The sequence below is a fragment of the uncultured Endozoicomonas sp. genome (assembly GCF_947495845.1).
Lineage (GTDB): Bacteria > Pseudomonadota > Gammaproteobacteria > Pseudomonadales > Endozoicomonadaceae > Endozoicomonas.
Genome location: NZ_CANMAO010000036.1, coordinates 1 through 22,972, shown reverse-complemented (window position 1 = coordinate 22,972; position 22,972 = coordinate 1). Strand labels below are relative to the sequence as shown.

General features: G+C 45.9%; 21 protein-coding genes and 1 pseudogene. 14 read left to right on the top strand and 8 right to left on the bottom strand.

Going from position 1 to position 22,972, the window contains the following annotated elements; genetic code table 11:
- The first annotated feature begins 29 nt into the window (after positions 1–29).
- The 4 genes from atpA (at position 30) to Q1B11_RS17820 (ending at position 4,497) form a co-directional block, all read left to right on the top strand.
- Entirely contained in the window at positions 30–1,574 is a 1,545-nt protein-coding gene (atpA, locus tag Q1B11_RS17835) for a F0F1 ATP synthase subunit alpha (protein ID WP_299734897.1), read from the top strand.
- 105 nt (positions 1,575–1,679) lie between these two features.
- Complete coding sequence (atpG, locus tag Q1B11_RS17830) at positions 1,680–2,540, top strand: F0F1 ATP synthase subunit gamma (protein ID WP_299734896.1); 861 nt, start codon at positions 1,680–1,682, stop codon at positions 2,538–2,540.
- Between the two features lie 55 nt (positions 2,541–2,595).
- Entirely contained in the window at positions 2,596–3,972 is a 1,377-nt protein-coding gene (gene atpD / locus Q1B11_RS17825; RefSeq protein WP_299734894.1) for a F0F1 ATP synthase subunit beta, read from the top strand.
- 99 nt (positions 3,973–4,071) lie between these two features.
- The gene (locus tag Q1B11_RS17820) at positions 4,072–4,497 is read left to right on the top strand and encodes a F0F1 ATP synthase subunit epsilon (protein ID WP_299734946.1); all 426 of its coding nucleotides are present in this window, start codon (positions 4,072–4,074) and stop codon (positions 4,495–4,497) included.
- A gap of 213 nt (positions 4,498–4,710) precedes the next feature.
- On the opposite strand, the gene Q1B11_RS17815 is transcribed toward Q1B11_RS17820, so the two are convergent.
- Together Q1B11_RS17815 and Q1B11_RS17810 are read right to left on the bottom strand one after the other, a co-directional pair.
- On the bottom strand, positions 4,711–5,433 hold the full coding sequence (locus Q1B11_RS17815; RefSeq protein WP_299734893.1) for an SDR family oxidoreductase: 723 nt from the start codon (positions 5,431–5,433) through the stop codon (positions 4,711–4,713).
- Between the two features lie 590 nt (positions 5,434–6,023).
- Complete coding sequence (locus tag Q1B11_RS17810) at positions 6,024–6,347, bottom strand: DUF3144 domain-containing protein (protein ID WP_299734891.1); 324 nt, start codon at positions 6,345–6,347, stop codon at positions 6,024–6,026.
- A gap of 183 nt (positions 6,348–6,530) precedes the next feature.
- On the opposite strand from Q1B11_RS17810, the gene Q1B11_RS17805 reads away from it, so the two are divergent.
- The 3 genes from Q1B11_RS17805 (at position 6,531) to Q1B11_RS17795 (ending at position 10,475) form a co-directional block, all read left to right on the top strand.
- On the top strand, positions 6,531–7,763 hold the full coding sequence (locus Q1B11_RS17805) for an NAD(P)/FAD-dependent oxidoreductase (RefSeq protein WP_299734890.1): 1,233 nt from the start codon (positions 6,531–6,533) through the stop codon (positions 7,761–7,763).
- Positions 7,764–7,978: 215 nt separating this feature from the next.
- Positions 7,979–8,479 carry a DUF3015 family protein gene (locus Q1B11_RS17800; protein ID WP_299734888.1) on the top strand — a complete coding sequence of 167 codons (501 nt, stop codon included), beginning with the start codon at positions 7,979–7,981 and terminating at the stop codon, positions 8,477–8,479.
- A 94-nt stretch (positions 8,480–8,573) separates the two neighbouring features.
- Positions 8,574–10,475, top strand: coding sequence for a DUF4105 domain-containing protein (locus tag Q1B11_RS17795; protein WP_299734886.1), 1,902 nt, complete (start codon positions 8,574–8,576; stop codon positions 10,473–10,475).
- Between the two features lie 47 nt (positions 10,476–10,522).
- Here Q1B11_RS17795 and Q1B11_RS17790 read toward each other — a convergent pair whose 3' ends face one another.
- A complete protein-coding gene (locus tag Q1B11_RS17790) occupies positions 10,523–11,449 on the bottom strand; it encodes a LysR family transcriptional regulator (RefSeq protein WP_299734885.1) in 927 nt (308 codons plus the stop codon).
- 388 nt (positions 11,450–11,837) lie between these two features.
- Here Q1B11_RS17790 and Q1B11_RS17785 point away from each other — a divergent pair, with 388 nt between their 5' ends.
- A complete protein-coding gene (locus Q1B11_RS17785; protein WP_299734883.1) occupies positions 11,838–12,899 on the top strand; it encodes a porin in 1,062 nt (353 codons plus the stop codon).
- A 60-nt stretch (positions 12,900–12,959) separates the two neighbouring features.
- On the opposite strand, the gene Q1B11_RS17780 is transcribed toward Q1B11_RS17785, so the two are convergent.
- The gene (locus Q1B11_RS17780; protein ID WP_299734882.1) at positions 12,960–14,300 is read right to left on the bottom strand and encodes an NAD(P)/FAD-dependent oxidoreductase; all 1,341 of its coding nucleotides are present in this window, start codon (positions 14,298–14,300) and stop codon (positions 12,960–12,962) included.
- Positions 14,301–14,368: 68 nt separating this feature from the next.
- Here Q1B11_RS17780 and Q1B11_RS17775 point away from each other — a divergent pair, with 68 nt between their 5' ends.
- From Q1B11_RS17775 to Q1B11_RS17765, 3 genes are all read left to right on the top strand, one after another.
- Positions 14,369–16,177, top strand: a complete 1,809-nt coding sequence (locus Q1B11_RS17775; protein ID WP_299734881.1) for a hypothetical protein — start codon at positions 14,369–14,371, stop codon at positions 16,175–16,177.
- Positions 16,174–16,737, top strand: a complete 564-nt coding sequence (locus Q1B11_RS17770; RefSeq protein ID WP_299734880.1) for a hypothetical protein — start codon at positions 16,174–16,176, stop codon at positions 16,735–16,737. The genes Q1B11_RS17775 and Q1B11_RS17770 overlap by 4 nt, the downstream gene beginning before the upstream one ends.
- 661 nt (positions 16,738–17,398) lie before the next feature.
- Entirely contained in the window at positions 17,399–18,253 is an 855-nt protein-coding gene (locus Q1B11_RS17765; protein WP_299734878.1) for a Cof-type HAD-IIB family hydrolase, read from the top strand.
- 96 nt (positions 18,254–18,349) lie between these two features.
- On the opposite strand, the gene pyrF is transcribed toward Q1B11_RS17765, so the two are convergent.
- Positions 18,350–19,177, bottom strand: coding sequence for an orotidine-5'-phosphate decarboxylase (gene pyrF, locus Q1B11_RS17760; RefSeq protein WP_299734877.1), 828 nt, complete (start codon positions 19,175–19,177; stop codon positions 18,350–18,352).
- Between the two features lie 124 nt (positions 19,178–19,301).
- Positions 19,302–19,901, bottom strand: a complete 600-nt coding sequence (locus tag Q1B11_RS17755; protein WP_299734875.1) for a glutathione S-transferase family protein — start codon at positions 19,899–19,901, stop codon at positions 19,302–19,304.
- Positions 19,902–20,086: 185 nt separating this feature from the next.
- On the opposite strand from Q1B11_RS17755, the gene Q1B11_RS17750 reads away from it, so the two are divergent.
- The gene (locus Q1B11_RS17750) at positions 20,087–20,350 is read left to right on the top strand and encodes a hypothetical protein (protein WP_299734873.1); all 264 of its coding nucleotides are present in this window, start codon (positions 20,087–20,089) and stop codon (positions 20,348–20,350) included.
- A 24-nt stretch (positions 20,351–20,374) separates the two neighbouring features.
- Here the strand turns inward: Q1B11_RS17750 and Q1B11_RS17745 are convergent, their stop codons facing one another.
- Positions 20,375–20,638: a hypothetical protein gene (locus tag Q1B11_RS17745; protein ID WP_299734872.1), complete on the bottom strand. Its 264-nt coding sequence runs from the start codon at positions 20,636–20,638 to the stop codon at positions 20,375–20,377.
- Positions 20,639–21,034: 396 nt separating this feature from the next.
- Positions 21,035–21,430, bottom strand: a complete 396-nt coding sequence (locus Q1B11_RS17740) for a DUF4124 domain-containing protein (protein ID WP_299734870.1) — start codon at positions 21,428–21,430, stop codon at positions 21,035–21,037.
- A 160-nt stretch (positions 21,431–21,590) separates the two neighbouring features.
- Here Q1B11_RS17740 and Q1B11_RS17735 point away from each other — a divergent pair, with 160 nt between their 5' ends.
- Together Q1B11_RS17735 and Q1B11_RS17730 are read left to right on the top strand one after the other, a co-directional pair.
- Positions 21,591–21,989, top strand: coding sequence for a hypothetical protein (locus tag Q1B11_RS17735; protein ID WP_299734868.1), 399 nt, complete (start codon positions 21,591–21,593; stop codon positions 21,987–21,989).
- A 105-nt stretch (positions 21,990–22,094) separates the two neighbouring features.
- A pseudogene (locus tag Q1B11_RS17730) lies at positions 22,095–22,972 on the top strand (hypothetical protein); the annotation flags it as partial.

Here is a 22,972-nt window from a genome sequence, read left to right as displayed (position 1 = left end):
TTTTTGCGGTAGAGTGAGGCAGGTAAGCTATGCAGCAACTGAATCCTTCCGAGATCAGTGACATCATCAAGAGCCGAATTGAGCAGCTTGATGTGTCCAGTGAAGCCCAGAATGAGGGCACGATTGTCAGCGTAACTGACGGTATTGTACGTATTCATGGTCTGGCTGATGCCATGTACGGGGAGATGATTAAATTCCCGGGCAATGTTTACGGCATGGCACTGAACCTTGAGCGTGACTCAGTCGGCGCCGTTGTTCTGGGTGATTACGGCGATCTGGCTGAAGGTCAGAAAGTGCAGTGCACCGGTCGAATCCTTGAAGTACCAGTAGGTAATGAACTGCTGGGTCGAGTGGTCGACGCACTGGGTAACCCGATTGATGGAAAAGGTGCACTCAACACCACGCAGACTTCTCCAATCGAAAAAGTAGCTCCAGGCGTAATCGCCCGTCAATCCGTTGATGAGCCAGTTCAGACTGGTTATAAAGCGGTAGACGCCATGGTGCCAATCGGTCGTGGTCAGCGTGAGCTGGTAATCGGTGACCGTCAGACCGGTAAAACTGCACTGGCTATCGATGCCATCATCAACCAGAAAGGCACCGGCGTTAAGTGTGTCTACGTTGCTGTTGGTCAGAAGCAGTCCACCATTGCCAACGTAGTACGTAAGCTCGAAGAGCACGGTGCGATGGATCACACCATCGTCGTTGCAGCCGGCGCTGCAGACCCAGCGGCCATGCAGTTCCTGGCACCGTTTGGTGGTTGCTCCATGGGTGAATACTTCCGTGACCGCGGTGAAGACGCTCTGATTGTTTATGATGATCTGACCAAACAAGCCTGGGCTTATCGTCAAATCTCCCTGCTGCTTCGTCGTCCACCGGGTCGTGAAGCGTATCCAGGTGACGTTTTCTATCTTCACTCCCGTCTTCTGGAACGGGCAGCACGGGTTAACGCCGACTACGTTGAGAAGTTCACCAACGGTGAAGTGAAAGGCAAAACCGGTTCTTTGACCGCACTGCCAATCATCGAAACTCAGGCCGGTGACGTATCTGCTTTCGTACCGACCAACGTAATTTCTATTACTGACGGTCAGATCTTCCTGGAAACTGACCTGTTCAACGCCGGTATCCGTCCTGCGATGAACGCCGGCGTGTCGGTATCCCGGGTAGGTGGTGCAGCGCAAACCAAGATCATCAAGAAGCTCGGTGGTGGTATCCGTCTGGCTCTGGCTCAGTATCGTGAACTTCAGGCATTTGCCCAGTTCGCTTCTGATCTGGACGAAGCAACCCGTAAGCAGCTGGAACACGGTCAGCGTGTTACTGAACTGATGAAGCAGACTCAGTATGCACCCATGTCGGTTGCAGCCATGGGTCTGGTGATCTTCGCTGCAGAAAAAGGCTACCTTGCAGATGTTGCCCTGAACAAAATTGGCGCCTTCGAAGGCTCATTGATCAGCTACGCCAATGCTGAGCACGCTGCTCTGATGGCGAAGATCAATGAATCCGGTGACTACAACGGCGAGATCGAAGCTGGCCTGAAAGAAGTCATTGAGAAGTTCAAGGCTACTCAGACCTGGTAAGCGGTTATCAGTAGGCAGTTGTCAGTGGTCGGTTTAAATGCTGACCCTGAAAAACTGCCCGGCGGTTAACACTGACAACTGATCACTGACAACTGGAAACTGATTATGGCCGGTGCAAAAGAGATAAGGACGCAGATATCGTCCATTAAAAGTACGCAGAAAATCACCAGCGCCATGGAAATGGTGGCGGCGAGTAAAATGCGTAGAGCCCAGGAGCGGATGCAGACCAGCCGCCCCTATGCGGATCGTATTCGCCAGGTAGTAGGACACATTGCCAACGCCAATGCCGAGTATGAACACAGCTTCATGATCGAGCGTGACGTTAAGCGGGTTGGCTACATTATTGTCTCTACCGATCGTGGCCTGTGCGGTGGCTTGAACATCAACCTGTTCAAGAAAACCGTCGAGGACATGAAAGCCTGGAATGATAAAGACGTTGAGATTGACCTCTGTCTGATTGGCAGTAAAGCCGTTTCCTTTTTCCGCAGTTATGGCGGAAATGTTGTCGCAGCGCTGACCCACATTGGTGATGCACCGAATATTGGTGACCTCATCGGTGGTGTGAAAGTCATGCTGGACAGCTATGAAGAAGGACGGATCGATCGCTTGTTCGTGGTGCAGAATGAATTTGTTAACACCATGACTCAGAAGCCTGAGATTCAGCAGCTGCTGCCACTGGTGCCTGATGATGATGAGTCTCTGAAAAGACCATGGGACTATCTGTATGAGCCCGATGCCAAAGAGTTGTTGGATGGTCTTTTGGTTCGTTATATCGAATCTCAGGTATTCCAGGCAGTTGTGGAAAACAACGCCTGTGAGCAGGCAGCGCGGATGGTTGCGATGAAGAGCGCCACCGACAACGCCGGCAACCTGATTGATGACTTGCAGCTGGTGTACAACAAAGCTCGACAGTCGGCGATTACACAGGAATTGTCTGAAATTGTTAGCGGCGCCGCTGCGGTATAAAGCGCCCGCAGCCGCATAAAAAGCGCGGTCGGAAAATAGAAGGTGAGGAAAGGCTATGAGTAGCGGTCGTATCGTACAAATTATCGGCGCCGTCATCGACGTCGAATTCCCAAGGGACAGTGTCCCGAAAGTGTATGACGCACTGAATGTAGATGGTAAAGAACTGACTCTGGAAGTTCAGCAGCAGCTGGGTGACGGTGTGGTTCGTGCTATCGCCATGGGTTCCACCGAAGGTGTTTCCCGTGGGCTGAACGTTGCCAACACTGGCGCACCCATTCAGGTGCCGGTTGGTATGAAGACCCTCGGACGTATCATGGACGTTCTGGGTAACCCAATTGATGAAAAAGGCCCGATCGGCGAAGAAGAGCGTGCCTCTATTCACCGTAAAGCGCCAAGTTATGCGGATCAGGCGTCCAGCAACGAACTGCTGGAAACCGGCATCAAGGTTATCGACCTGGTTTGCCCGTTTGCTAAAGGCGGTAAGGTTGGTCTGTTCGGTGGTGCCGGTGTTGGTAAAACCGTAAACATGATGGAGCTGATCCGTAACATTGCGATCGAGCACTCCGGATTCTCGGTATTTGCAGGTGTAGGTGAGCGTACCCGTGAAGGTAACGACTTCTACCACGAAATGACCGATTCCAACGTAATCGACAAAGTATCCCTTGTGTACGGCCAGATGAACGAGCCACCCGGAAACCGTCTCCGTGTAGCCCTGACCGGTTTGACCATGGCTGAGAAGTTCCGTGACGAAGGTCGTGACGTACTGTTGTTCATCGACAACATCTACCGTTACACCCTGGCGGGAACCGAAGTATCTGCATTGTTGGGTCGTATGCCTTCTGCGGTAGGTTACCAGCCAACACTGGCGGAAGAGATGGGTGTTCTGCAGGAGCGTATTACTTCTACGAAGACCGGTTCCATCACCTCTATCCAGGCGGTATACGTACCAGCGGATGACTTGACTGACCCGTCTCCTGCAACCACGTTCTCTCACTTGGACGCAACCGTAGTACTGAGTCGTGACATCGCTTCCAAGGGTATTTACCCTGCGATCGACCCTCTGGATTCCACCTCACGTCAGCTGGATCCTCTGGTCATTGGTCAGGAACATTACGATGTGGCTCGTGGCGTTCAGACCGTACTGCAGCGTTACAAAGAACTGAAAGACATCATCGCGATTCTGGGTATGGACGAACTGTCTGAAGAAGACAAACAGACTGTATCCCGTGCTCGTAAGATTGAGCGCTTCTTGTCTCAGCCATTCTTCGTAGCGGAAGTATTCACTGGTTCTCCAGGTAAATACGTGTCTCTGAAAGACACCATCCGTGCATTCAAAGGCATTCTGGAAGGTGAGTATGACGCACTGCCAGAGCAGGCCTTCTACATGGTTGGTTCCATTGACGAAGCGGTTGAGAAAGCCAAGTCCATGTAACCGCTACCCGTTGTCCGATGGCCGTTATCCGCAAGAGCGCTGCTTTTTACGGATAACGGAATGCGGTCAACGGATAACGACCCGAAGGGGGAACACATTATGGCTTTAACCGTAGATTGCGATATCGTAAGCGCCGAAGAAGAGATCTTCAAAGGTCAGGTAGAGATGCTCATCGCTACCGGCATTATGGGTGATCTGGGTATTTCTCCAGGCCACGCGCCATTGCTGACTGAACTGAGCCCAGGCCCGGTTCGACTGGTCAGAGACGGTGGTGAAGAAGAAGTCTTCTACGTTTCCGGTGGTTTTCTGGAAGTGCAGCCGAATCAGATCAAGATTCTGGCAGACACAGCGCTGCGTGCTGATGACATGAATGAAGCTGCAGCTGAAGAAGCTAAGCGTCAGGCTGAAAAAGCACTTGAGAAGCAAAGCGGTGACTTTGACTACTCCAGAGCTGCAACTCAGTTGGCGGAAGCCGCTGCCCAACTTAGAACGCTTCAGGCGATTCGTAAAAAGCTGGGTAAATGAGCGAGCTGATTTCATAAAAAACCCTGCAGCTGCAGGGTTTTTTTTATGCCTGATTTTTTATTACTGAAATAGTTGATCACAAAACTCAAGAAACCTCGTTCCCATGCTCCAGCGTGGGAATGCATACCCCAAATATCAGGCTTTCCGACTCCCACGTATACTCAAAGGGCATAAAAGCATGGGAACGAAACTTGAAAATCTTTCGATAGCCGCTTAAGGCTGCTGTCGTGTAGCTGCCACCACCACTTCCCGCACGCAAACATTCTGTGGCATGTTGTAAGCAAAGCTCACACAATCGGCAATATCATTGGCATGGATTGCACCGCCAATACTGTCCTTCCAGCCTTCATAACCTTCTTTAATTTCATCGCTGGTGGTATGACTCAGTAGTTCTGTTTCAACAGCGCCTGGTGCAACAACAATTATACGAACATTATCGTTAGCAACTTCTTCGCGCAGGGTTTCGGTGATGCCATGAACTGCGTACTTGGTTCCACAGTAAGCCACATGATTCGGGAAGCCTTTAATACCAGCTACAGAGCTGATGTTAATGATGGTTCCCGCTCTACGTTCTTGCATGGATTTCACAACACAGTGAATACCATTCAGTAAACCTTTGACGTTTACATCCAACATAGCATCCCATTCGGCTGGATCTTGTGTTGCTGCTGATCCTAATTGCATTAATCCAGCATTGTTTACCAGACAGTCTACTGGCCCGAAGGTTTCTTCTGCTTCAGCAATAGCGGCTTTCACCGCGTCACGATCGGTGACATCGACCTTTCGGTTAAGTGTGTTCGGTAAATTTAGAGCATCCAGCCGATCAACACGACGCGCCAACAGAAGCAATGGATGGCCTTGGCCACTCAACTGTCTGGCAATCGATTCACCAATACCAGAGCTTGCACCTGTAATGACCACCAGTGGCTTTGACATGTAACACACCTTTCATTTATTACGGATAACCGGTTAACCGGAAAGAACGGTTGCCACTCTACGGGTTATAACCCATACACAGAAATACCGTTTAGTTAGATCATCCATAACCTTTAATTATCTCTGGATTATAAGTACCCGATTGATATTCGCCTGCCCAATTAGTTTGTTGCTATTTATGAAGAGCAAAGTATCTCAAAAGCCGCTGTTCGTACCTTTTTCTCTTAGCCGACGTTATCGAATGCCATCCGGCATGTTGAAAAGGGGTTAGAAAGTATATTATTTCATTGCGGTCTGACCCTGCGAAGCACACCAGAGAACATTAGGTTCACTGATTCATCACGGTCTTGATGTGAATATCATTGCCCGCGTGGACAGCAAGATCAGGTAGTTATGTTGCTACTGGCGAACCAAGGTGTGTCGTTCTTACAGAGAGGCATGGCAGAAACATGGCTTGAACTGTGTATCAAGCCATACATTGGACCCACGGGTTCAAGATAAGTCGGCATAGCCTGAACAAGCACTTAATCTGCGGGTTGAAAAGTCGCACGATAGTGGTCTTAAGGGTAAGGGATAGGTTTCCCTGTCAATTAATTCTGAGTCTTTTGCTGTTCGTCCTTCATGATGGCGAGCTGCATTTGCATATTCTCGGTCAACATGGTGGTGAACTGGCCATTTATCCACTCTTCGAGCTTTTCTCTGTCCTGTTCAAGATTTGGACTGCCGACAGCTGATTCATGGGAGCTGTAGCGGGCTGCAGCAAAGCGAAAAGCAGTGCCAATCTTCCATAACTCCTTCTTTTCTCTCATATTCATGTTGTTAGCAAGGGCTATGAATTTATCAGCTAGCTTGAAAATTTCCTGCTGATTTTCTTTATCTTCTTCGGTCATTTCTTGTTGGTTTTGGTCTGCCATAGGTCTGTCCCTCAATGTTATTAGTGGTCATAAAATAAGACCTTTTCAAAGTGCTTTAGTTCAATTCCTTTTATCATAATTTTAGAGGGTTGAGGCTGTGCCGGAGACTACTCACTGGAGTCTACTGGCGGCATTCGCTATATTGCGCGGCGATACACCTGTTTACTCGCCGGATATTGAAACATGCCCCTGAATCAGCCTTTACTGCCATCCATGCACTACGATGCCGTTGTTATCGGCGCCGGAGCCTCGGGATTGATGTGTGCATTGACCGCTGGTGAGCGTGGCAGAAAGGTTCTGGTGATTGATCATGCCAACAAAATCGGCAAGAAAATCCTGATTTCCGGTGGTGGTCGCTGCAACTACACCAATATGTATGCAGAACCTGCCAATTACCTCTCGAACAATCCGCATTTCTGCAAATCAGCACTGGCTCGCTATACCCAGTGGGACTTTCAGGCGTTGGTGGATAAATACAATATCCCCTGGCATGAGAAAACCCTCGGACAATTATTCTGTAACGAGCAATCCAGCGATATTGTTGAGATGTTGGTGGAGGAATGCAGAAAGGTCGGTGTGACCATTCGCCTGAAAGCGGTACTGAACCATGTAAAGGTAAAGGGAGCGAGTACAGGGTTTCAGTTGGATACCACCTTGGGAAATATTTCCTGTGAATCACTGGTGGTCGCTACTGGCGGTTTATCATTTCCAACCATGGGCGCTTCCGGTCTTGGATATGAATTGGCAGAGCAGTTTGGGCATCACCTTATTGAGCGCACTCCCGGCCTGGTACCGTTCACTATGGATAAACAATGGATGTCTCATTTTATAGAGCTGTCCGGCGTGAGCGCAGATGTGTTAGTCAGCTGCAACGGCCAAAGCTTCCGTGAAAACCTGCTGTTCACCCATAAAGGTTTAAGTGGGCCAGCGATTCTGCAAATTTCCTCTTACTGGAAAGCCGGTCAGAAAGTCATGGTGAACTGGCTTCCCGGCATTTCCATTGCAGACTGGCTTGCTGAACAGAAAGACGTAAGGCCGAAGGCAGAATTTAGAACCATTCTGTCCGATAAGTTAACACGACGCCTGACAACTGCACTTTGTACTTTCGGCGAGTTCAAAACACTCACTGATGATGGTCGTAAAATAATAGGGCAATTGAATACCAGCCAGCTGCAAGAGATCTCCGAATACCTTGAATCTTGGGTGCTTATGCCTGCAGGCACTGAAGGTTATAAAAAAGCTGAAGTGACCCTTGGCGGCGTCGCTACCGATAATATCTCTTCCAAAACTTTCGAGAGTCAGAATCAAAAAGGTTTGTACTTTATTGGAGAGGTTTTAGACGTCACTGGACACTTAGGTGGATTCAACTTTCAATGGGCGTGGGCTTCGGGGTATTGTTCTGGGCAATACGTCTAACTGTTGTCAATGAACAATAAATCGTGCACATTTGTGCGATATACTTCATATGCTTGAATTATGTGATCACCAGCACTAATACGACAGATGTTCATTGTTTTTATTTTTACTGAAAAGTATCATCCTCTCACGGATAATGATGTAAATCCTTTATGAATATATGGTTTTAGCGCAAGCCTGAACCAGTCCTAATAAAAGATCAGGGATGCTTATCGATGTTGAAATTTCCAGTAATTGCTACTGCTCTTCTGTGTGTTGCTACCTCTGTAAGTGCCGCCAAGCCGACAGGATCAGGGCCAAACCCATTTTCTGACTGCGGTATTGGTGCAGCACTGTTTGCTGATGGCCCTAAGTGGGCTGCCGTGACCTCAAATATTATTTGGGATGTTGGTACTACAGCTGTCACTTCGGCAACCATGAGCCCAGAAACCTGCAATGGTAAGAGTGTAAAAACGGCGCAGTTTATTATCGACAACTACGATAACCTTGCTGAAGAAACAGCTCTGGGTCAGGGAGAGCATTTGACTGCAATGTTGACGGTTCGTGGCTGTCAGGCATCTACTCACCAGACCATCGTCTCTTCCATTCGTGAAGATATGGCAGGTAATGTGATGGCTATTGATTATTCAGCACTGTCTGACGTTGAGAAAGCTGCTCAGTACTATCAGGCTATGGATGCTGGTGTTGCAAGCGCTGCAGACAGCTGTTCTGCGTAAGCTCTGTTATAAGACGTTGCCTGTTTAATCAGGCGGCGTCTCAAAACATGTTAGTCAGCCTTCAGGCATATCTCTAACTCCAGATTTGTAAGCCGTGATCAAAAAACTTCTACTATGCTGGCTATCACTTTTCTTCCCGTTTTTTGCTTTTTCAAGTGTAATATCGACGCACTCATCTTCTATTGATTCTGCCATTATCCAAAGGCTGTCTCATAGCAACACATGGAAAAAGTTGCTGGTTTATGAGCCTGACTCATGGACGGAATCAGGTGTTGAAAGTGCCATTTTAACCGATGACTTTTTTCTGGCAGCTGATGGACGAACAGACCCAAAGTCTGAGTTGTTAGCAACGATAAATGCATTTTCTTTGCCCGTTAGTAGTGATGATAATTTACATGCTCAGTGTCGTTTTCCTGCCAGATATCAATGGTTGAAATCAGAACTGAAACTGACTGACGAAACTGTAATCCCTGTGCGTTGTCCTGAGTATTTGAAATGGACTGAAGAGGGGGCGGCAGAGTCCATTAGTGTTGTTTTTGCCTCCGGATATCTTGGGAATCCAGCGTCCTATTATGGCCACACGCTACTCAAACTGAATTCAAAAGATAAAACTCGAACACGCTTGCTGGATACCAGTATCAACTTTGGAGCCATTGTGAACGATGGCGATGATCCGCTCAGCTATATTCTCAAAGGCTTATTTGGGGGCTACAACGGTGGCTTCAGCCATGCTGAATACTATTTCCATAACCAGAATTATGGAGAGTTGGAGCTGCGGGATCTCTGGGAGTATGAGCTGGATCTGACAGCAGATCAGGTCGATTTTGTGCTTGCCCATATCTGGGAGGTGATGGGCAAAGAGTATCAATACTTTTTCTTAAATAAGAATTGTTCATTTCGACTAGGGGAGTTGCTGGAACTGATTGAAGGTGTGAAAGCGAATCCGGACAACAATCTTTGGGTTATCCCTCAGTCTCAGATTCTTGAGTTGGATCGTACGACGCTGGATGAACGCTCTTTGGTGAAGGAGGTTTCATTTCACCCCTCCAGACAATCTCGACTTTATGAAGGTTTTGCTTCGTTGAACGCTCAACAGAAAGAATATGTGACAGAAGCGATTGAGAACCCACCTATTCTTAATTCTGCATCATTTCATTCCGAGCCTCTAGACGACAGGTATTCTGTGTTGGATACCTTGTTGGATTATTACCAGTTTGTAGGAAAAGCCGGAGAGGAAGATGATGAACTGGCTGTGAAGCAATCGTATCAGAGTGTATTGGCTCATCGTTATCGTCTTCCACCTGGGGTGAAAATGCCGGTGACGCAAGAGCTTGCTTATCCCCACGAAGGACGTGACCCAAGTTTCATTCAATTCGGGTGGGTGCACACTGAAGGGGCAGGTAGTGGCGCCAGACTGAACATTCGGCCTGCATACTACGATAGTCTTGATGCTGGTTTAGAGCATTCAGAATATGGCGAACTGATTATGGGTCAGGTTCAGCTTTCTGCAATTAATGACAAAGTAATGTTCAACTCGGTAGATCTCGTCAGCATTAAAAGCCTTTCAACGAAGGTAACAGGGCTTCCTGGGGATGAGAGAACAGCGTGGCGCTTAAAAGCAGGCTTGCAGTCTGTTCGATTTGATTGCACGGAAACCTGTCTGACTCTACAACTTGAAGGTGATAAAGGGTATACGACGACTTTAGGTGATGATGTCATCGTGTCAGGCTTTATTGGTGGGGCTGTGAGAGATAACAGGCAAGGATCGGGAAATATTGAAGGGCGCGTGACTCTGAACGTGGTGACACGCATGACTGAAAACCTTAATACTCAGTTTGAATATCAGCACAAGAAGCAACTGGATGAATCCAGATCAAGCTTCAACAGTTATCGTTTTGAGACTCGATATCAGCTGGCAAAAAACTGGGATTTGAGGGGTTCCTACCAATATGAACAACAGGGGCAGTATACTTTGCTTCTGGGGCATTATTGGTAAGGCTTTGTCTAACAAAGCTTGTGCTAATTGATGGTGGAGAGTGAAGTTCATTGCGCTGCGTAGCGTAGCTTTTCAAGATCGTTGTACTGAGCGTAAAAATGCCTGAGCTCTTGCTCTATTCGATTGCGTAACCATTGGTGAGCCGAGTTGCATTCCCAGTGCTGTGGCCAGATCAGTTTTAATGTGGCGGGCGGAAACTCTACTGGGAGCGGGATCACCTGAAAGTCAGGGCTATTTGCCAACTCAGGCTGCATAAGCAATGTGACCAAGGTGAATGCATCTGTACTGCGTAAGATATCCAGTATTGCCGAGAAGTTCGCGATAGTCAGCCAGGGGGAGGCGATGGAGTCGGAGTTTTCTTTTAACTTTCTAGCGGCTTTTTCTGTCACCATGGGTGCATCGGAGCCTATAAAAGGGTAGTCATCCAGTTGTGCCATCCGCAAGTTTTCATACTTGCTTAATGGATGATTTTTCTTAACAAGAATACAAACGGTGCCGTCGGCGATTGGGGTTTCAGTCAATTCATCATCACTGACACTGGTTTGAAATATTCCTAAATCATGCACGCCATCTTTCAAGTCTTTGATTGAGTCTTTATCTGAAATGTTAATGATAAATGACATGCCCGGAGCACAGGATCGTATATTGGTTAGTGCACTGGATAAAAAACGTTGTTGGAAATTCATGCCAGTGACAAAACTGAATTTCTTTGTACAGGTTTCAGGGTTAAATGCTGATGCTTCAAAAATATTATTTGCTTGATTCAGTATTTTATCAACTTCTGGTTGAATACGTTTTGCTTTTGCCGAGAGGGAAATTCTGTTGCCATTGCGAACCAGAATAGGGTCGTTAAGAGCATCCCGGAGTTGAGAAAGTGTTCGACTCATGGTGGATTGCGTGACATGCATTAGCTCGGCGGCCTTTGTTACGCTGGTGGTATCAAGTAGAGCCTGCAAGGCAGGTAGCAAGCTCATTTTCAGCCTTCCGGTCACCATGTATTTATTCTTCCCATAAAAATGCCGGCACTGCTGAATTAACAATGCCGGCTATAACACAAACACACACATTTTAATCAAGAGCAATGAATGATTCATGTGTAGATTATTTCAGCGTGAATGATAATTCCAATGGATATTCTTCATGACCTCATCGAAATGACCAATAAGTATTTTGGCTTATCTGTTGTAGAAGTATCGATTAGGTCAATAGGGAGATTGAAACAATCAACGTGCCAAATTCTACTCTCTGTCAGAGAATTAAGTCGCAACAATTCAACACGGCAAGGGATTTAACCTAATCAGAATTTATAAATGATGTCTGATTGTTTGATTCCAACAATAACATGAGGCAGGAGTATTTCTCATGCAGAAAACACTGATTGCAGCCGCTCTTACATCTTTAATCGCCAATCAGGCAATGGCCATTACGTTACATGATGATGGCACAAACAAAGCAACTCTGGGTGGGTATCTCGACCTTCGATACACGGATCAGGATGACGGAAAACATGAAGGTGACAGCAGCCGAATCAACTTTGGATTTGAATCTATCTTAAGCGACGATCTTACTGCGTTTGCCATGGCGGAATGGGGGATCGATACCGGCAGCTCCGGCGATACGCGTGATGTGAATGGTAATGAGGGCGATTTGATGTGGCAGCGTCTTGGTTATGTTGGTGTGGAAAGTGAACAGTGGGGTTCACTGGCATTTGGTAAACAGTGGTCGTCTTATAGCCAAGTGGCAGGCTGGACGGATATGTTCGCCACAGTGGGTGGTGATGCCTCTGGTTTTTATGGCAAAGATGCGGAAGTGCTGGGTACATCTCGTGCTGATGATGCACTGCAATATAACGGCAGTTTTGGTGGGTTGAGTTTTTCGGCTCAATATCAGATGGGTGACAGAGATGTTGTTGATTTAGATCGTGATTATACCAATCGCGACAGCGCATATGGTTTTGCTGCCAGCTACGATTTACCAATGGGGCTGAGTTTTGGTGTCGCTTACAATGAAGCCAAGCTGGATGACCTAACTGAAAATACAGTTTCTGATCAAAGTAAAAAGGCAAAGTCTGCGATAGTGGGTGCCAAATATGAGGCGGATAAACTCTACGCCGCTCTGACGTACGCCGAACTGAAAGATCGTAATGCCCATGATTACCTGGGGCAAGTGGATAAGGCGGAAGGTTATGAGCTTTATGTGAGTTATCAGTTTCAGGACAACCTGAAAATAGAAACGGGTTATAACCAATTAAAGGATAAGGGCAGTGCTGCGGGTGAAGGTGAAGTAGAGTACTACCCGGTTGGGCTGGTATATACGACGGGGCCACTGCAACTTTCAGGTACTTATGTGTTTGAAAACAGTACTGACATGGATGGTGACGATGTTGATGACCGAGCTGTTTTGCAGGCACGGTATTATTTTTAGATCGAAATAGCGTGGTTTTGCTCTCTTGTGCAGAGTTATGCACAAGAGAGCATAGGAAAATCAGTTGGAACTGTTCAAATCTAATTGCTCATCAGTCATATTTTCGAACCACTTTAACCGGTAGGAAGGAGATGGGTTTCCTGTCATGACTGATGCGTAATTCTTGTCTCGGTAGCCTAAAATATTCCAATGGGCATTGTGCATAAAGTCGATCAGCATACGATTGATTGCTTCTATCTCTATTGATGGGTAGTTCGTTTGCTGGATCAGCTCTTTTAAGTAGTTACCCTGAAAGCGGATTTTCTCTTCATCTGTTTCCAGTCGTTTTTCTTTTTCTAGCCACAAGAGAGTATGCCTTTGCATCTCTTCGAGAGAGGGAAGAGACCGTTTACCTGATATGACGTCGCGGACGAACCAGGCCTGAGCGTCGAACATGGTGAATGAATAACTCTGATCTTGCATGCCCAGATACATCAACTGAGGGTTCCAGTGACAACAGACACCCCAGTATAAATTGGGAATCCATAGCCGGTTTCTGGTTTTCAGACGAAGACTTTCTTCAAGAAAAGGAAAGTGGTGGCGGTAGCCTGTGCACAGGATGATTGAATCAATATTTGCAGTAGTGCCATCCTGGAATTGAACAGTGTCGTCTGACAGTTTTGTCAGTATGGGTTTAAGTTGCCAGTGATCCGGCCTATTGGCCTGCATTAGTTTTTTGTGGGAGCTGGTGATGATTTGTTCCGCGCCAAATTTGCAGCATTGTGAACCAATGTCTTCTGCAGAATAACTGCCGCCAACAATCAGTACTCGCTGTCCCTGGTAATGACGGGCATCCCTGAAATCGTGCGCATGTATAACGCTACCCGAAAAGTCATCCATGCCCTCAACGTCAGGAATAGACGGCGTAGAAAAGTGCCCTGTCGCTACCACTAAATAATCATAATGCTCACAGGTTTGGTGATCATTAACCAAATCGTGATAGCTGACTGCAAACGTTTTCTCATCAGGTAGATACTCGACCCAACGCACCACGTGATTGAATCGAATCCACTCATCAATATGCCCTTTGGTGGCTCTGGAACAGAGGTAATCCGTAATAACCTGTCGTGGCGGGAAGCTGGGGGTGGCGTGACCAAAATGGTCTTCAAAGGTGTAGTCAGGATATTCCAAACACTCTTTAGGCCCGTTGGACCAGATGTGTTTATACATGGAACTGTGGACGGGTTCTCCGAACGGATCTACTCCGGTTCTCCAGCTGAAGTTCCATTGTCCGCCAATGGCTTCCTGCTTTTCGAAGCATACAATATCGGGAATAGAGTCACCGTTTTGCTGTGCAGCACGGAATGCCAACATAAGCGATAAACCGCTAGGGCCGGCACCGATAATGGCAACTTTTGTCATTGATTCAGGATCTGTTTCTATAGAGTCGCTGAAGTGTAGATCAATGGAAGTGATCTGAGAGTGAGTTTATGACTGTCCTTTTCCTTCTAAATATTATTTTATTACCGCCGAAAGAAGTTTTTATTTTGAAACTCATTAGATTGGAGTTTGGTGTGGAGGGAGTTGGAAAAACAGGGGGCGGGCATGGTGTTGGTGTAAGTGGAGAAGAGTCCAAAATAACAGAAACCCAAAGACAATCGAAACTTAATGGACGTGAACTGCATGCCACTGATAGCCAGAAACAATTGCCAACATCTGGTGGTCAAAGTGTTACTGAAAAACGTTTGTCAGCAAGAGATTCGATTGCTCTGAACCCTGAAAGTGCGGATGCAAATATTTCAGCCTGTGAGCAAATCGACGCACTGATAGAACGTTTGAGTGTTGATGATCAGCGAATTACGACTCGGTTTGAGCAGCCTACAAAAACCATTGAGAGATTGAAGGGCTTGCCTTTGGGAGCGGGTGGCCGTTTTCAAATACAGACTGCTGATAGTGAGGCGCATGATTTAACTCGGTTTGAGAAGTCTATCAATACATATCTGAAATTACTGTCAAAAGTGTTTACATTATCTAATACCCAAAATGAAGGGCGTGAAATCTTGGTTGCTCTTAATGAGGTAATCAATGACCTGAATGCTATTGCAGACAATGTTTCTCCAAAGTGGGCTGCAAGTGAGGACAATAAAAAATGGTTAAATAACTGCCGTGACCAGCTAAATAATGAGAGAAAACTTGTCCTTCAGGTTATGCAAGATAAAGATATTGATCTGCCTGATGGCAGTGTCATTGACTGGCAGGCCATGATAGAACTTAAGCGAACAGGCTATGAAATAACACCTGAAACCATAAGCCTGTTTGGTGGTTTTAGTGATCTGGATGTTGTTAAGGGAAGTGAAAAGTGCTTCGGGAATGGTTCATTTCATACTGTTTACAAGCTGACATACCAGTCAGCAGAAGGTGAAGTTAGTCGGATTTTTAAGGCAGAGGATGCTGTTGATATAAGCAATTATTATAAAGAAAATCATGTTGCTCTGGATAACTATCTTGATACCCAGAGGCCGAAGTTTGCAGCAAGGAATATAGCCACTTTGAAGGTTCAGGAACATCTCGGGCTTGACCTTTTACCCGGAATGACTTTATCAACACATGATGGGAAGTTAGGCTTGTTGATGGAAGAGGCAGAAGGGTATCGGCTGGTTGGTTACGCTGTTGAAGATGAAGGGGATGAAAAATATACACCTGAAATCCCTCTAAATGACTCTTCAAAGCCTGATGTGTCTGCCACTATTCGTAAAAACCTTATTCGGGCTGAATGGTTAGATGGCGTCTGTGGGCAGTACGATAGGCATTTTGGAAATCTATTTATAGACCCTGATTCGGGCAGAGTGACCTTGATTGATAATGATCTGTCGTTTTTTCCGGGGCTTCTCAATGTTAAATATAAAATGCATCCTGATCCGTCGCTTCGACGTTCAGGTAGTCGAGCAGGGTGGCCACCTGTTATAGATGATGACCTGTTTACACGACTTATGAATCTGGATGAAAAAGCACTGGCTCAGGATTTGAAAGGTCTTCTTACTGAGAGGGAAATTAACGCCACGTTAAGTAGAATTCATGACTTGCAAGAACATGCAAATGGTCTTGCAGAAAAAGGCCTGATTATTTCTGATTGGGGGCTGGATAATACCTATGGTATCCCTCCTAAAAATACCCTTTTGTTACTGAAAAGAGCCCCGAATGATCGAAGTTACTACCGCAATATGCTGCAGCATTTGAATCATATGGAAGATATTGATGGTACTAAACCCGTATCTTTTTTTAGGGAGAGGTTAATATGAATAATACTGTGGCTGGCATTGAGGAGCTCTTATTATCTCAGGAAATGCCCTTGCCTCCAATTCCTCGAGAAATGAGTGATAAGTTGTGCTGTATAAGCAACTCTCAATATTACTCTAACCGTACTGATATTCCTTCTCCTTGGCGCATTCAATGGTTCATGGAGGAGTTCATGAGTAAGCCCGTAGAGGATTATCTGGTAGTAGGGTATGCAGGGCATGGTGTGGAATCTTATGCTCTTCATTATTATTTGGTGACATCCAACCTTGCAGTTTTTTTTCAAATAGCTGCTGAAACCCCATATAGAGGAATACCTGCTGAAAATTCTGATATTCTTGAAAAGCAGTATCGCTTAATTTCTTCTCTGGAAATAGCAATAGAGCAAGCAAAATTGTCTGGTTTGTTTGACGAAACCAGCCGACTTGTTATTTCTAAACCGTTATTCATGATGCCTAGGTGGGGCGTTCAAAACAAAGAAAAAAATACGGTCGATAATTGGGAGTTTGCTAATGCCCCATTAGTAGGCGCAGCGACATGGTTGGCAGACCAAATTAATAATTAAAAATTTCGGGCACCCATAAATTTGACCACTACATAGGGTAAAAGTTCAGAAGAGTTGGTGGAGGTGAAACATCAGTAAAGCCTGCTATTCTGCTAGTTTTGTTTTGTACTTTCATGACTTTTGTTGAAGTTAAACGTATTCATTGTCGTACAACTGATGATATTGTCAGAAACAGGAAAGCCAGATCAGGGCTACAACGATTTATTTGCCGCTGTTGCAATAAAACCTTTCAGCTGGACTACCCCTACAACGCTAACCAGCCAGGAACTCACGAGCAGATTGTGCAGCTCACGCATAGTTTCAGGACAACCTGAAAATAGAAACGGGTTATAACCAATTAAAGGATAAGAGCAGTGCTGCGGGTGAAGGTGAAGTAGAGTACTACCCGGTTGGGCTGGTATATACGACGGGGCCACTACAACTTTCAGGTACTTATGTGTTTGAAAACAGTACTGACATGGATGGTGACGATGTTGATGACCGAGCTGTTTTGCAGGCACGGTATTATTTTTAGATCGAAATAGCGTGGTTTTGCTCTCTTGTGCAGAGTTATGCACAAGAGAGCAGAGGGTGTTGGAAGGTAGTTATCCTTATTTCAGATGGAGATAAGGTAAAGTAGTTTGTTGGGGAACCTTTCACTGCTTGCAGAGATAAACAACGAATGGCAGATAGCTCCCGTATTAAACTGATTGCTGTCGATATGGATGGCACGTTTCTTTGTGACAACAAAACCTACAATCGCCAACGGTTTATACAACAATACCAAGCGTTAAAAGAAAAAGGCATACGCTTTGTTGTGGCCAGTGGTAATCAATACACCAAGCTGAAATCCTACTTTGACGACGACTTCAATGATATCGCCTATGTCGCCGACAATGGCGGTTATGTTCACGATGGACAACGGGAGTTGTATGTTGGAGAAATCCCCAACAGCATCATGACAAGGGCTTATCAGTTTCTGGAACGTCTGGAACAGGTGAGTGCGGTTATCTGTGGTCGCAATGGCGCTTATATTCTGAACACCGCCAGTGCTGAAGATCTGTCGAATGCTAACAAGTATTATCAGCACCATGAAGCCATCAACAGCTACGGGGATATAAACGACACGGCTATTAAAATAGCCTTGCGAATGCCGGCTGACATTCACGATGCGGTATTGGCTCAAGCCAATGAGCAACTGGGTGATGTTCTTGTGCCTGTTACCAGTGGTCACGAATGGATGGATCTGATTATGCCCGGCATCCATAAAGCCCATGGCATTCAGTTGCTTCAGGAACAATGGGGCATTGCTGATCATGAAATTGCCGCTTTTGGCGACAGTGGCAATGATATGGAGATGTTGGAAAAGGCCGCCTTTAGTTTTGCCATGGACAATGCGAACCACCACGTTCAATCCGTTGCCCGATATAAAGCGCCGGGCAATAATCACGAAGGCGTATTGCACGTTATTGACTATATTCTTACAGATGAGTTGGATAATGCCGGGTTTCAGCAAGAGTTTGGAAAGTCCGACTGATGAATAAGGACTGCTTCGAAACTGAAGTTGGTTGATAACCGATAAGCTAGGCTCGCTTGCTGGATACTTTCGGCAAGCGAGCCTTTTCAATGCTGGTTATCGGTATTGATTCACTTCGTCACGAAGCTCAATGGCTGCCTGTCTTGCTGCCTCTGCAAAATCGTCTCCGCTGCTGGCGTAAATGATGCCCCGGGAGGAGTTGACGATAATACCTTTTCCTTCGCTGTTCAGCCCGCTTTTCACCGTGGCCTCTACATCACCACCCTGAGCCCCTAAACCGGGAACCAAGAACGTCATATCACCGGTCAGTTCACGTATACACTTAAGTTCTGCAGGATTGGTGGCACCGACAACGAGTAGGACATTGTTATTTTGGTTCCAGTCCTGCTGGCACATTTTGGCGATGACTTCGTAAAGCAGTGCTGAATTACCGTCGTCCTTCTGAATCTTTAGATTCTGGATTGCCGCTGCACCCGGATTCGAAGTTCGGCAGAGCACAACAACGCCCTTATCAGCGTAAGTTGTGAAGGGCTCAATGGTATCGATGCCCATATAAGGGTTCACAGTAACCGCATCCGCCTGATAACGATCAAAAGCTTCAATGGCATATTGACTGGCGGTGCTGCCGATATCCCCCCGCTTGGAGTCCAGAATCACTGGGATGCCAGGATACTCTGAGTGGATATAAGCGATGGTTTTGGCCAGCTGATCTTCCGCGCCACAGGCATGGTAATAGGCCGCTTGCGGCTTATAAGAACAGACCAGATCCGCAGTGGCATCAATAATGGCTTTGTTGAATTCAAAAATAGACTGCTCACCGCCAGCAATGGCTGATGGGAAACGTTCTGGAGAAGGGTCGAGGCCTACACACAGCAGAGAGTTGTTTTTCTCCATGGCAGCATGAATCTGATCAAGAAACCCCATTTGTAACCTCAGCGTAATGACTGTATTTGCTGAGCGGGAAGTGTAACAGCATCCGGCGCCTTTACCTACACCGCAGGCTGTTACGGGGAATCAAGAAGCCAATTGTGATGGCTAATGGATTGATTTAGCCCATTTTTACGTGCTTCGGATGCTCACGGACCCGCTTCAGCCATGCCACAATAAATGGAAAATCGGTAAGACCGAAGCCACCTTCTGGCGCTACATGGGTATAACCGTAGAGACATATATCAGCAATAGTTATATGTTCGCCAACCAGCCAATCATTGTGTTCCAGATGGGTTTCCATCACCTGTAATGCTGTGTATCCACTGGCCTTTTTCGCCTGCAAGGCAGCTTCGTGCTTCTTGGGGCGGCCAAGATACTTCACGATGAAACGGGCTGTGGCGATGTAAGGCTCATGGCTGTACTGCTCAAAGAACTGCCATTCGAGAACTTTTGCCCGCAGGAAAGGGTCAGATGGTAGATAGTCAGTACCGTCGGCCAGGTAATTGAGAATGGCGTTGGATTCCCAAAGATATCTGCCATCAGGCAACTGGATGACCGGGATTTTGCCATTGGGGTTCATGGCCAGAAACTCATCGGTATGAGTGCCACCACCAAGTATATTAACGTGCTCCCATTCACTCTCAACACCAAGGTGGTTCATGAGGAGCTTGATTTTGTAACAGTTACCGGATTGGGCATCTCCGTAGACTTTGTACACAGGCGGCCTCCTGTTTGCCTGAACGAAAAATGTTATTCGTACTCTCATTCTACTGAAGTCGCAAGGGAAATCTGTCAGTAATAACCTTCCAGTAATAAGAAGTGAGACAAAGATAGAAAACGTCTGTTGTTTATCGATAAAATGCCGGTTTTTATAGGCTTTGGCATAGTTTCTGGAGTGTTGTGATGGCTGAGAACGATGATGTAATGGGTGGTGAAGAGGTCACTGAGATTGTTGAAAATCAGTTGGCAGAAAATAATCCACCACGAGTGAAAGAGACGCTAATGCGCTTAATGCTGGAAGGTATTGAGCGAGAAGAGGCGATTGAGTATATCGCCTGTGCATTGTGCGTTGAGCTGGATGATGTTGTGAATAATGGTTCAGCGTTCAACTTGGAGCGCTATGAGAGGCATCTGGGCTTACTGCCTGAGATGCCGTGGTCAGAGTAGCCAGAAAGCCCATAACGACCTGTTTTATATGCAAACGCTGTTGAACTCTTTGCGAATTGCTTTGGCTTCTTGCATACGTTCTTCAGCACTGAGCTCCTGATAATTGCCCCCGACATTCTTAACTTCAACTAACATCTCTAACTCACCGTTCATGACCTTCATGAAGTTACTTAGGGTCTTACAATAAGAGTCTTGATCATTCAGCCTGGTTAATGACACAGGAATCTGTTTCTGATCCTTTGGGCTAAGGAAGGTGCGAATAAGTCCTGACTCAACTTCAGAAGCCATTGGTATCACTGAAGCTGGTTTTGGGAAAGAGGACTTATTCGCATATTCCCTAGCCTGGGTAATGATAAATATAGTGTTATCTATGAGTCCTGTGCAGCAGGAGGCTTCTATTGTCATGAAGGTAAAGCATTAACCGCACATTCTGCCGGTGTAGCATTTATGCCAGAGCAGCTTTTACAAGGTCGCTCCATAATTAAGTGGAATGATTTCTCTGTTGTTCGAAATATTGAGCTTAAATTGGACGAGAAGTCTGAAATAGAATCTAAGAATTCTCTTGAATTTTATTGGAGGGGGAGAGTATTTCAGGTCAAATATAAAGACTTTTATGGAGTTGGGGATTAAAAAAGTCGTTATTTAAAGACATAGGGTTATCAAAATATATTTTGGTACCCCTATTTATATCTGATGAGGTTGAATGCATTTTTCTTTAGATTCTTTAGAAATACTTTTGATGGCAGATTCTCTTTCTTCAGGATTTATTATTTGATATTGCCCATCAGGGTTTTTTATTTCAATAGCCAAATCTACTTCCCCACGTAAAACAGAAATGAAAATGTCTAATGAATCGCAGTAAGAAGATTTATCCTTTACTCTATTTATCTGGTTTATAGGTTGCTTGCTGTATGCGTCAAAATTTTGACCAGCACTGTGTGTTTGTTTTTGTTTTTGTTTTTGTTTTTGTTCTTGTTTGTACTTTGGCTGGCTAGAAAAATTAGTGACACCTCTTTTATCTTTCCACTTGTAAACAGTGTCGGCTATCCCTGACAATGGGATGATAAGCATTGTGATCATGAGGAATCTATTCATTTGGTCGTATCTTTTCTGAAATAAGAAATTTAAGCTTATTGTATGGTTTTAATTAATGCCCGTGCCATAATAATTATATTTCATGCATTTGTTGAATGCTCGGTAATTGATTTTTCCTACCCTGGTAAATGATTAAGGGTTCCCTATGATAAATAAATTAATATTGTTAATGCTTGTTTTTGTTGGAGCTGTTTCGATTAGTGCTTCTGGGTGTGAGGAAGACCATGGAGCAAAAGTGTATGAAAGAGATATTGCCGGTAGAAGTTATTATTTTTTTGAAGAAGGTTATATTTGTAGAGCATTTGCACCGGGTGCACCCTATATAAAATCATGGAGAGATCGGATTGAGTTTCTCGATGGTAAAGTATTAGTCTGGCAATCACTGTGTAATGATAACCCCATTCAGAAAGAGTTTGACTCATCAGAATTCAAATTCTCCGATGATCTAGAATCTTTTATCTATAAAGGCAATGAATATCAGTACCACCAAATTCCTCCAGACCTTTGTGTAAATGGTCAGTGGTGCCCTGTCGATGAGGAATAAGTCGCAATGAACCAATGGAAGGTTTCTTTTTTTTCGGTATTACTTTTTTTCATCTGTAGCCCTACCAATGCAATTGAGAGCAGAATTTTTGGCTTAACATCTGCAATGTGGGAAATCACTGAAATCCCGGTATGTTGGGAAAATCCAAATGCTGATCCAAAAAATACAGATAAAACCGAAAGGGCCTGGGTAAAAGAAGCGATTGATACGACTTGGGGGCGTCATTCCGGACTTACTTTTACCGGTTGGGGGACTTGTGAAGCTGGCAGTCTGGGTATCAGAATTAAAATTGAAGATACTGGTCCTCATGTTAAAGGGTTGGGGAGTGACCTCGACGGCCTAAAAAATGGAATGGTGCTGAACCTCACCTTCGAGGAATGGAGCACTGCGTGTCAGAGTCGTCGTCAATACTGTATCAATGCAATCACTGTACATGAGTTTGGACATGCCATCGGTTTTGCGCATGAGCAGAACCGTGGTGATACCCCGCCGGAGTGCGATGCTGAGCCCCAAGGTGGCGATGGTGATGTGTACTTAACAGAGTATGATCCCAACTCCGTTATGAACTATTGTACTCCTGGGTATACCGGTGATGGCAAGCTGAGTCGACTTGATATTGACGGTGTACAAAAATGGTATCCACTGCCTGAACCTGAACCTCAGTCAGAGCCTACGCCATTACCACTGCCTGTGGATGATCCAGAGCCTACGCTATTACCACTGCCTGTGGATGATCCAGAGCCTACGCTATTACCACTGCCTGTGGATGATCCAGAGCCTACGCCATTACCACTGCCTGTGGATGATCCAGAGCCTACGCTATTACCACTGCCTGTGGATGATCCAGAGCCTATGCCATTACCACTGCCTGTGGATGATCCAGAGCCTATGCCATTACCACTGCCTGTGGATGATCCAGAGCCTACGCTATTACCACTGCCTGTGGATGATCCAGAGCCTATGCCATTACCACTGCCTGTGGA

Bases quoted from the DNA above. Each gene is read 5' to 3' on its own strand.
- atpA (WP_299734897.1), top strand. From the start codon at position 30: ATGCAGCAACTGAATCCTTCCGAGATCAGTGACATCATCAAGAGCCGA.
- atpG (WP_299734896.1), top strand. From the start codon at position 1,680: ATGGCCGGTGCAAAAGAGATAAGGACGCAGATATCGTCCATTAAAAGT.
- atpD (WP_299734894.1), top strand. From the start codon at position 2,596: ATGAGTAGCGGTCGTATCGTACAAATTATCGGCGCCGTCATCGACGTC.
- Q1B11_RS17820 (WP_299734946.1), top strand. From the start codon at position 4,072: ATGGCTTTAACCGTAGATTGCGATATCGTAAGCGCCGAAGAAGAGATC.
- Q1B11_RS17815 (WP_299734893.1), bottom strand. From the start codon at position 5,433: ATGTCAAAGCCACTGGTGGTCATTACAGGTGCAAGCTCTGGTATTGGT.
- Q1B11_RS17810 (WP_299734891.1), bottom strand. From the start codon at position 6,347: ATGGCAGACCAAAACCAACAAGAAATGACCGAAGAAGATAAAGAAAAT.
- Q1B11_RS17805 (WP_299734890.1), top strand. From the start codon at position 6,531: ATGCCCCTGAATCAGCCTTTACTGCCATCCATGCACTACGATGCCGTT.
- Q1B11_RS17800 (WP_299734888.1), top strand. From the start codon at position 7,979: ATGTTGAAATTTCCAGTAATTGCTACTGCTCTTCTGTGTGTTGCTACC.
- Q1B11_RS17790 (WP_299734885.1), bottom strand. From the start codon at position 11,449: ATGAGCTTGCTACCTGCCTTGCAGGCTCTACTTGATACCACCAGCGTA.
- Q1B11_RS17785 (WP_299734883.1), top strand. From the start codon at position 11,838: ATGCAGAAAACACTGATTGCAGCCGCTCTTACATCTTTAATCGCCAAT.
- Q1B11_RS17780 (WP_299734882.1), bottom strand. From the start codon at position 14,300: ATGACAAAAGTTGCCATTATCGGTGCCGGCCCTAGCGGTTTATCGCTT.
- Q1B11_RS17775 (WP_299734881.1), top strand. From the start codon at position 14,369: ATGACTGTCCTTTTCCTTCTAAATATTATTTTATTACCGCCGAAAGAA.
- Q1B11_RS17770 (WP_299734880.1), top strand. From the start codon at position 16,174: ATGAATAATACTGTGGCTGGCATTGAGGAGCTCTTATTATCTCAGGAA.
- Q1B11_RS17765 (WP_299734878.1), top strand. From the start codon at position 17,399: ATGGCAGATAGCTCCCGTATTAAACTGATTGCTGTCGATATGGATGGC.
- pyrF (WP_299734877.1), bottom strand. From the start codon at position 19,177: ATGGGGTTTCTTGATCAGATTCATGCTGCCATGGAGAAAAACAACTCT.
- Q1B11_RS17750 (WP_299734873.1), top strand. From the start codon at position 20,087: ATGGCTGAGAACGATGATGTAATGGGTGGTGAAGAGGTCACTGAGATT.
- Q1B11_RS17745 (WP_299734872.1), bottom strand. From the start codon at position 20,638: ATGGCTTCTGAAGTTGAGTCAGGACTTATTCGCACCTTCCTTAGCCCA.
- Q1B11_RS17740 (WP_299734870.1), bottom strand. From the start codon at position 21,430: ATGATCACAATGCTTATCATCCCATTGTCAGGGATAGCCGACACTGTT.
- Q1B11_RS17735 (WP_299734868.1), top strand. From the start codon at position 21,591: ATGATAAATAAATTAATATTGTTAATGCTTGTTTTTGTTGGAGCTGTT.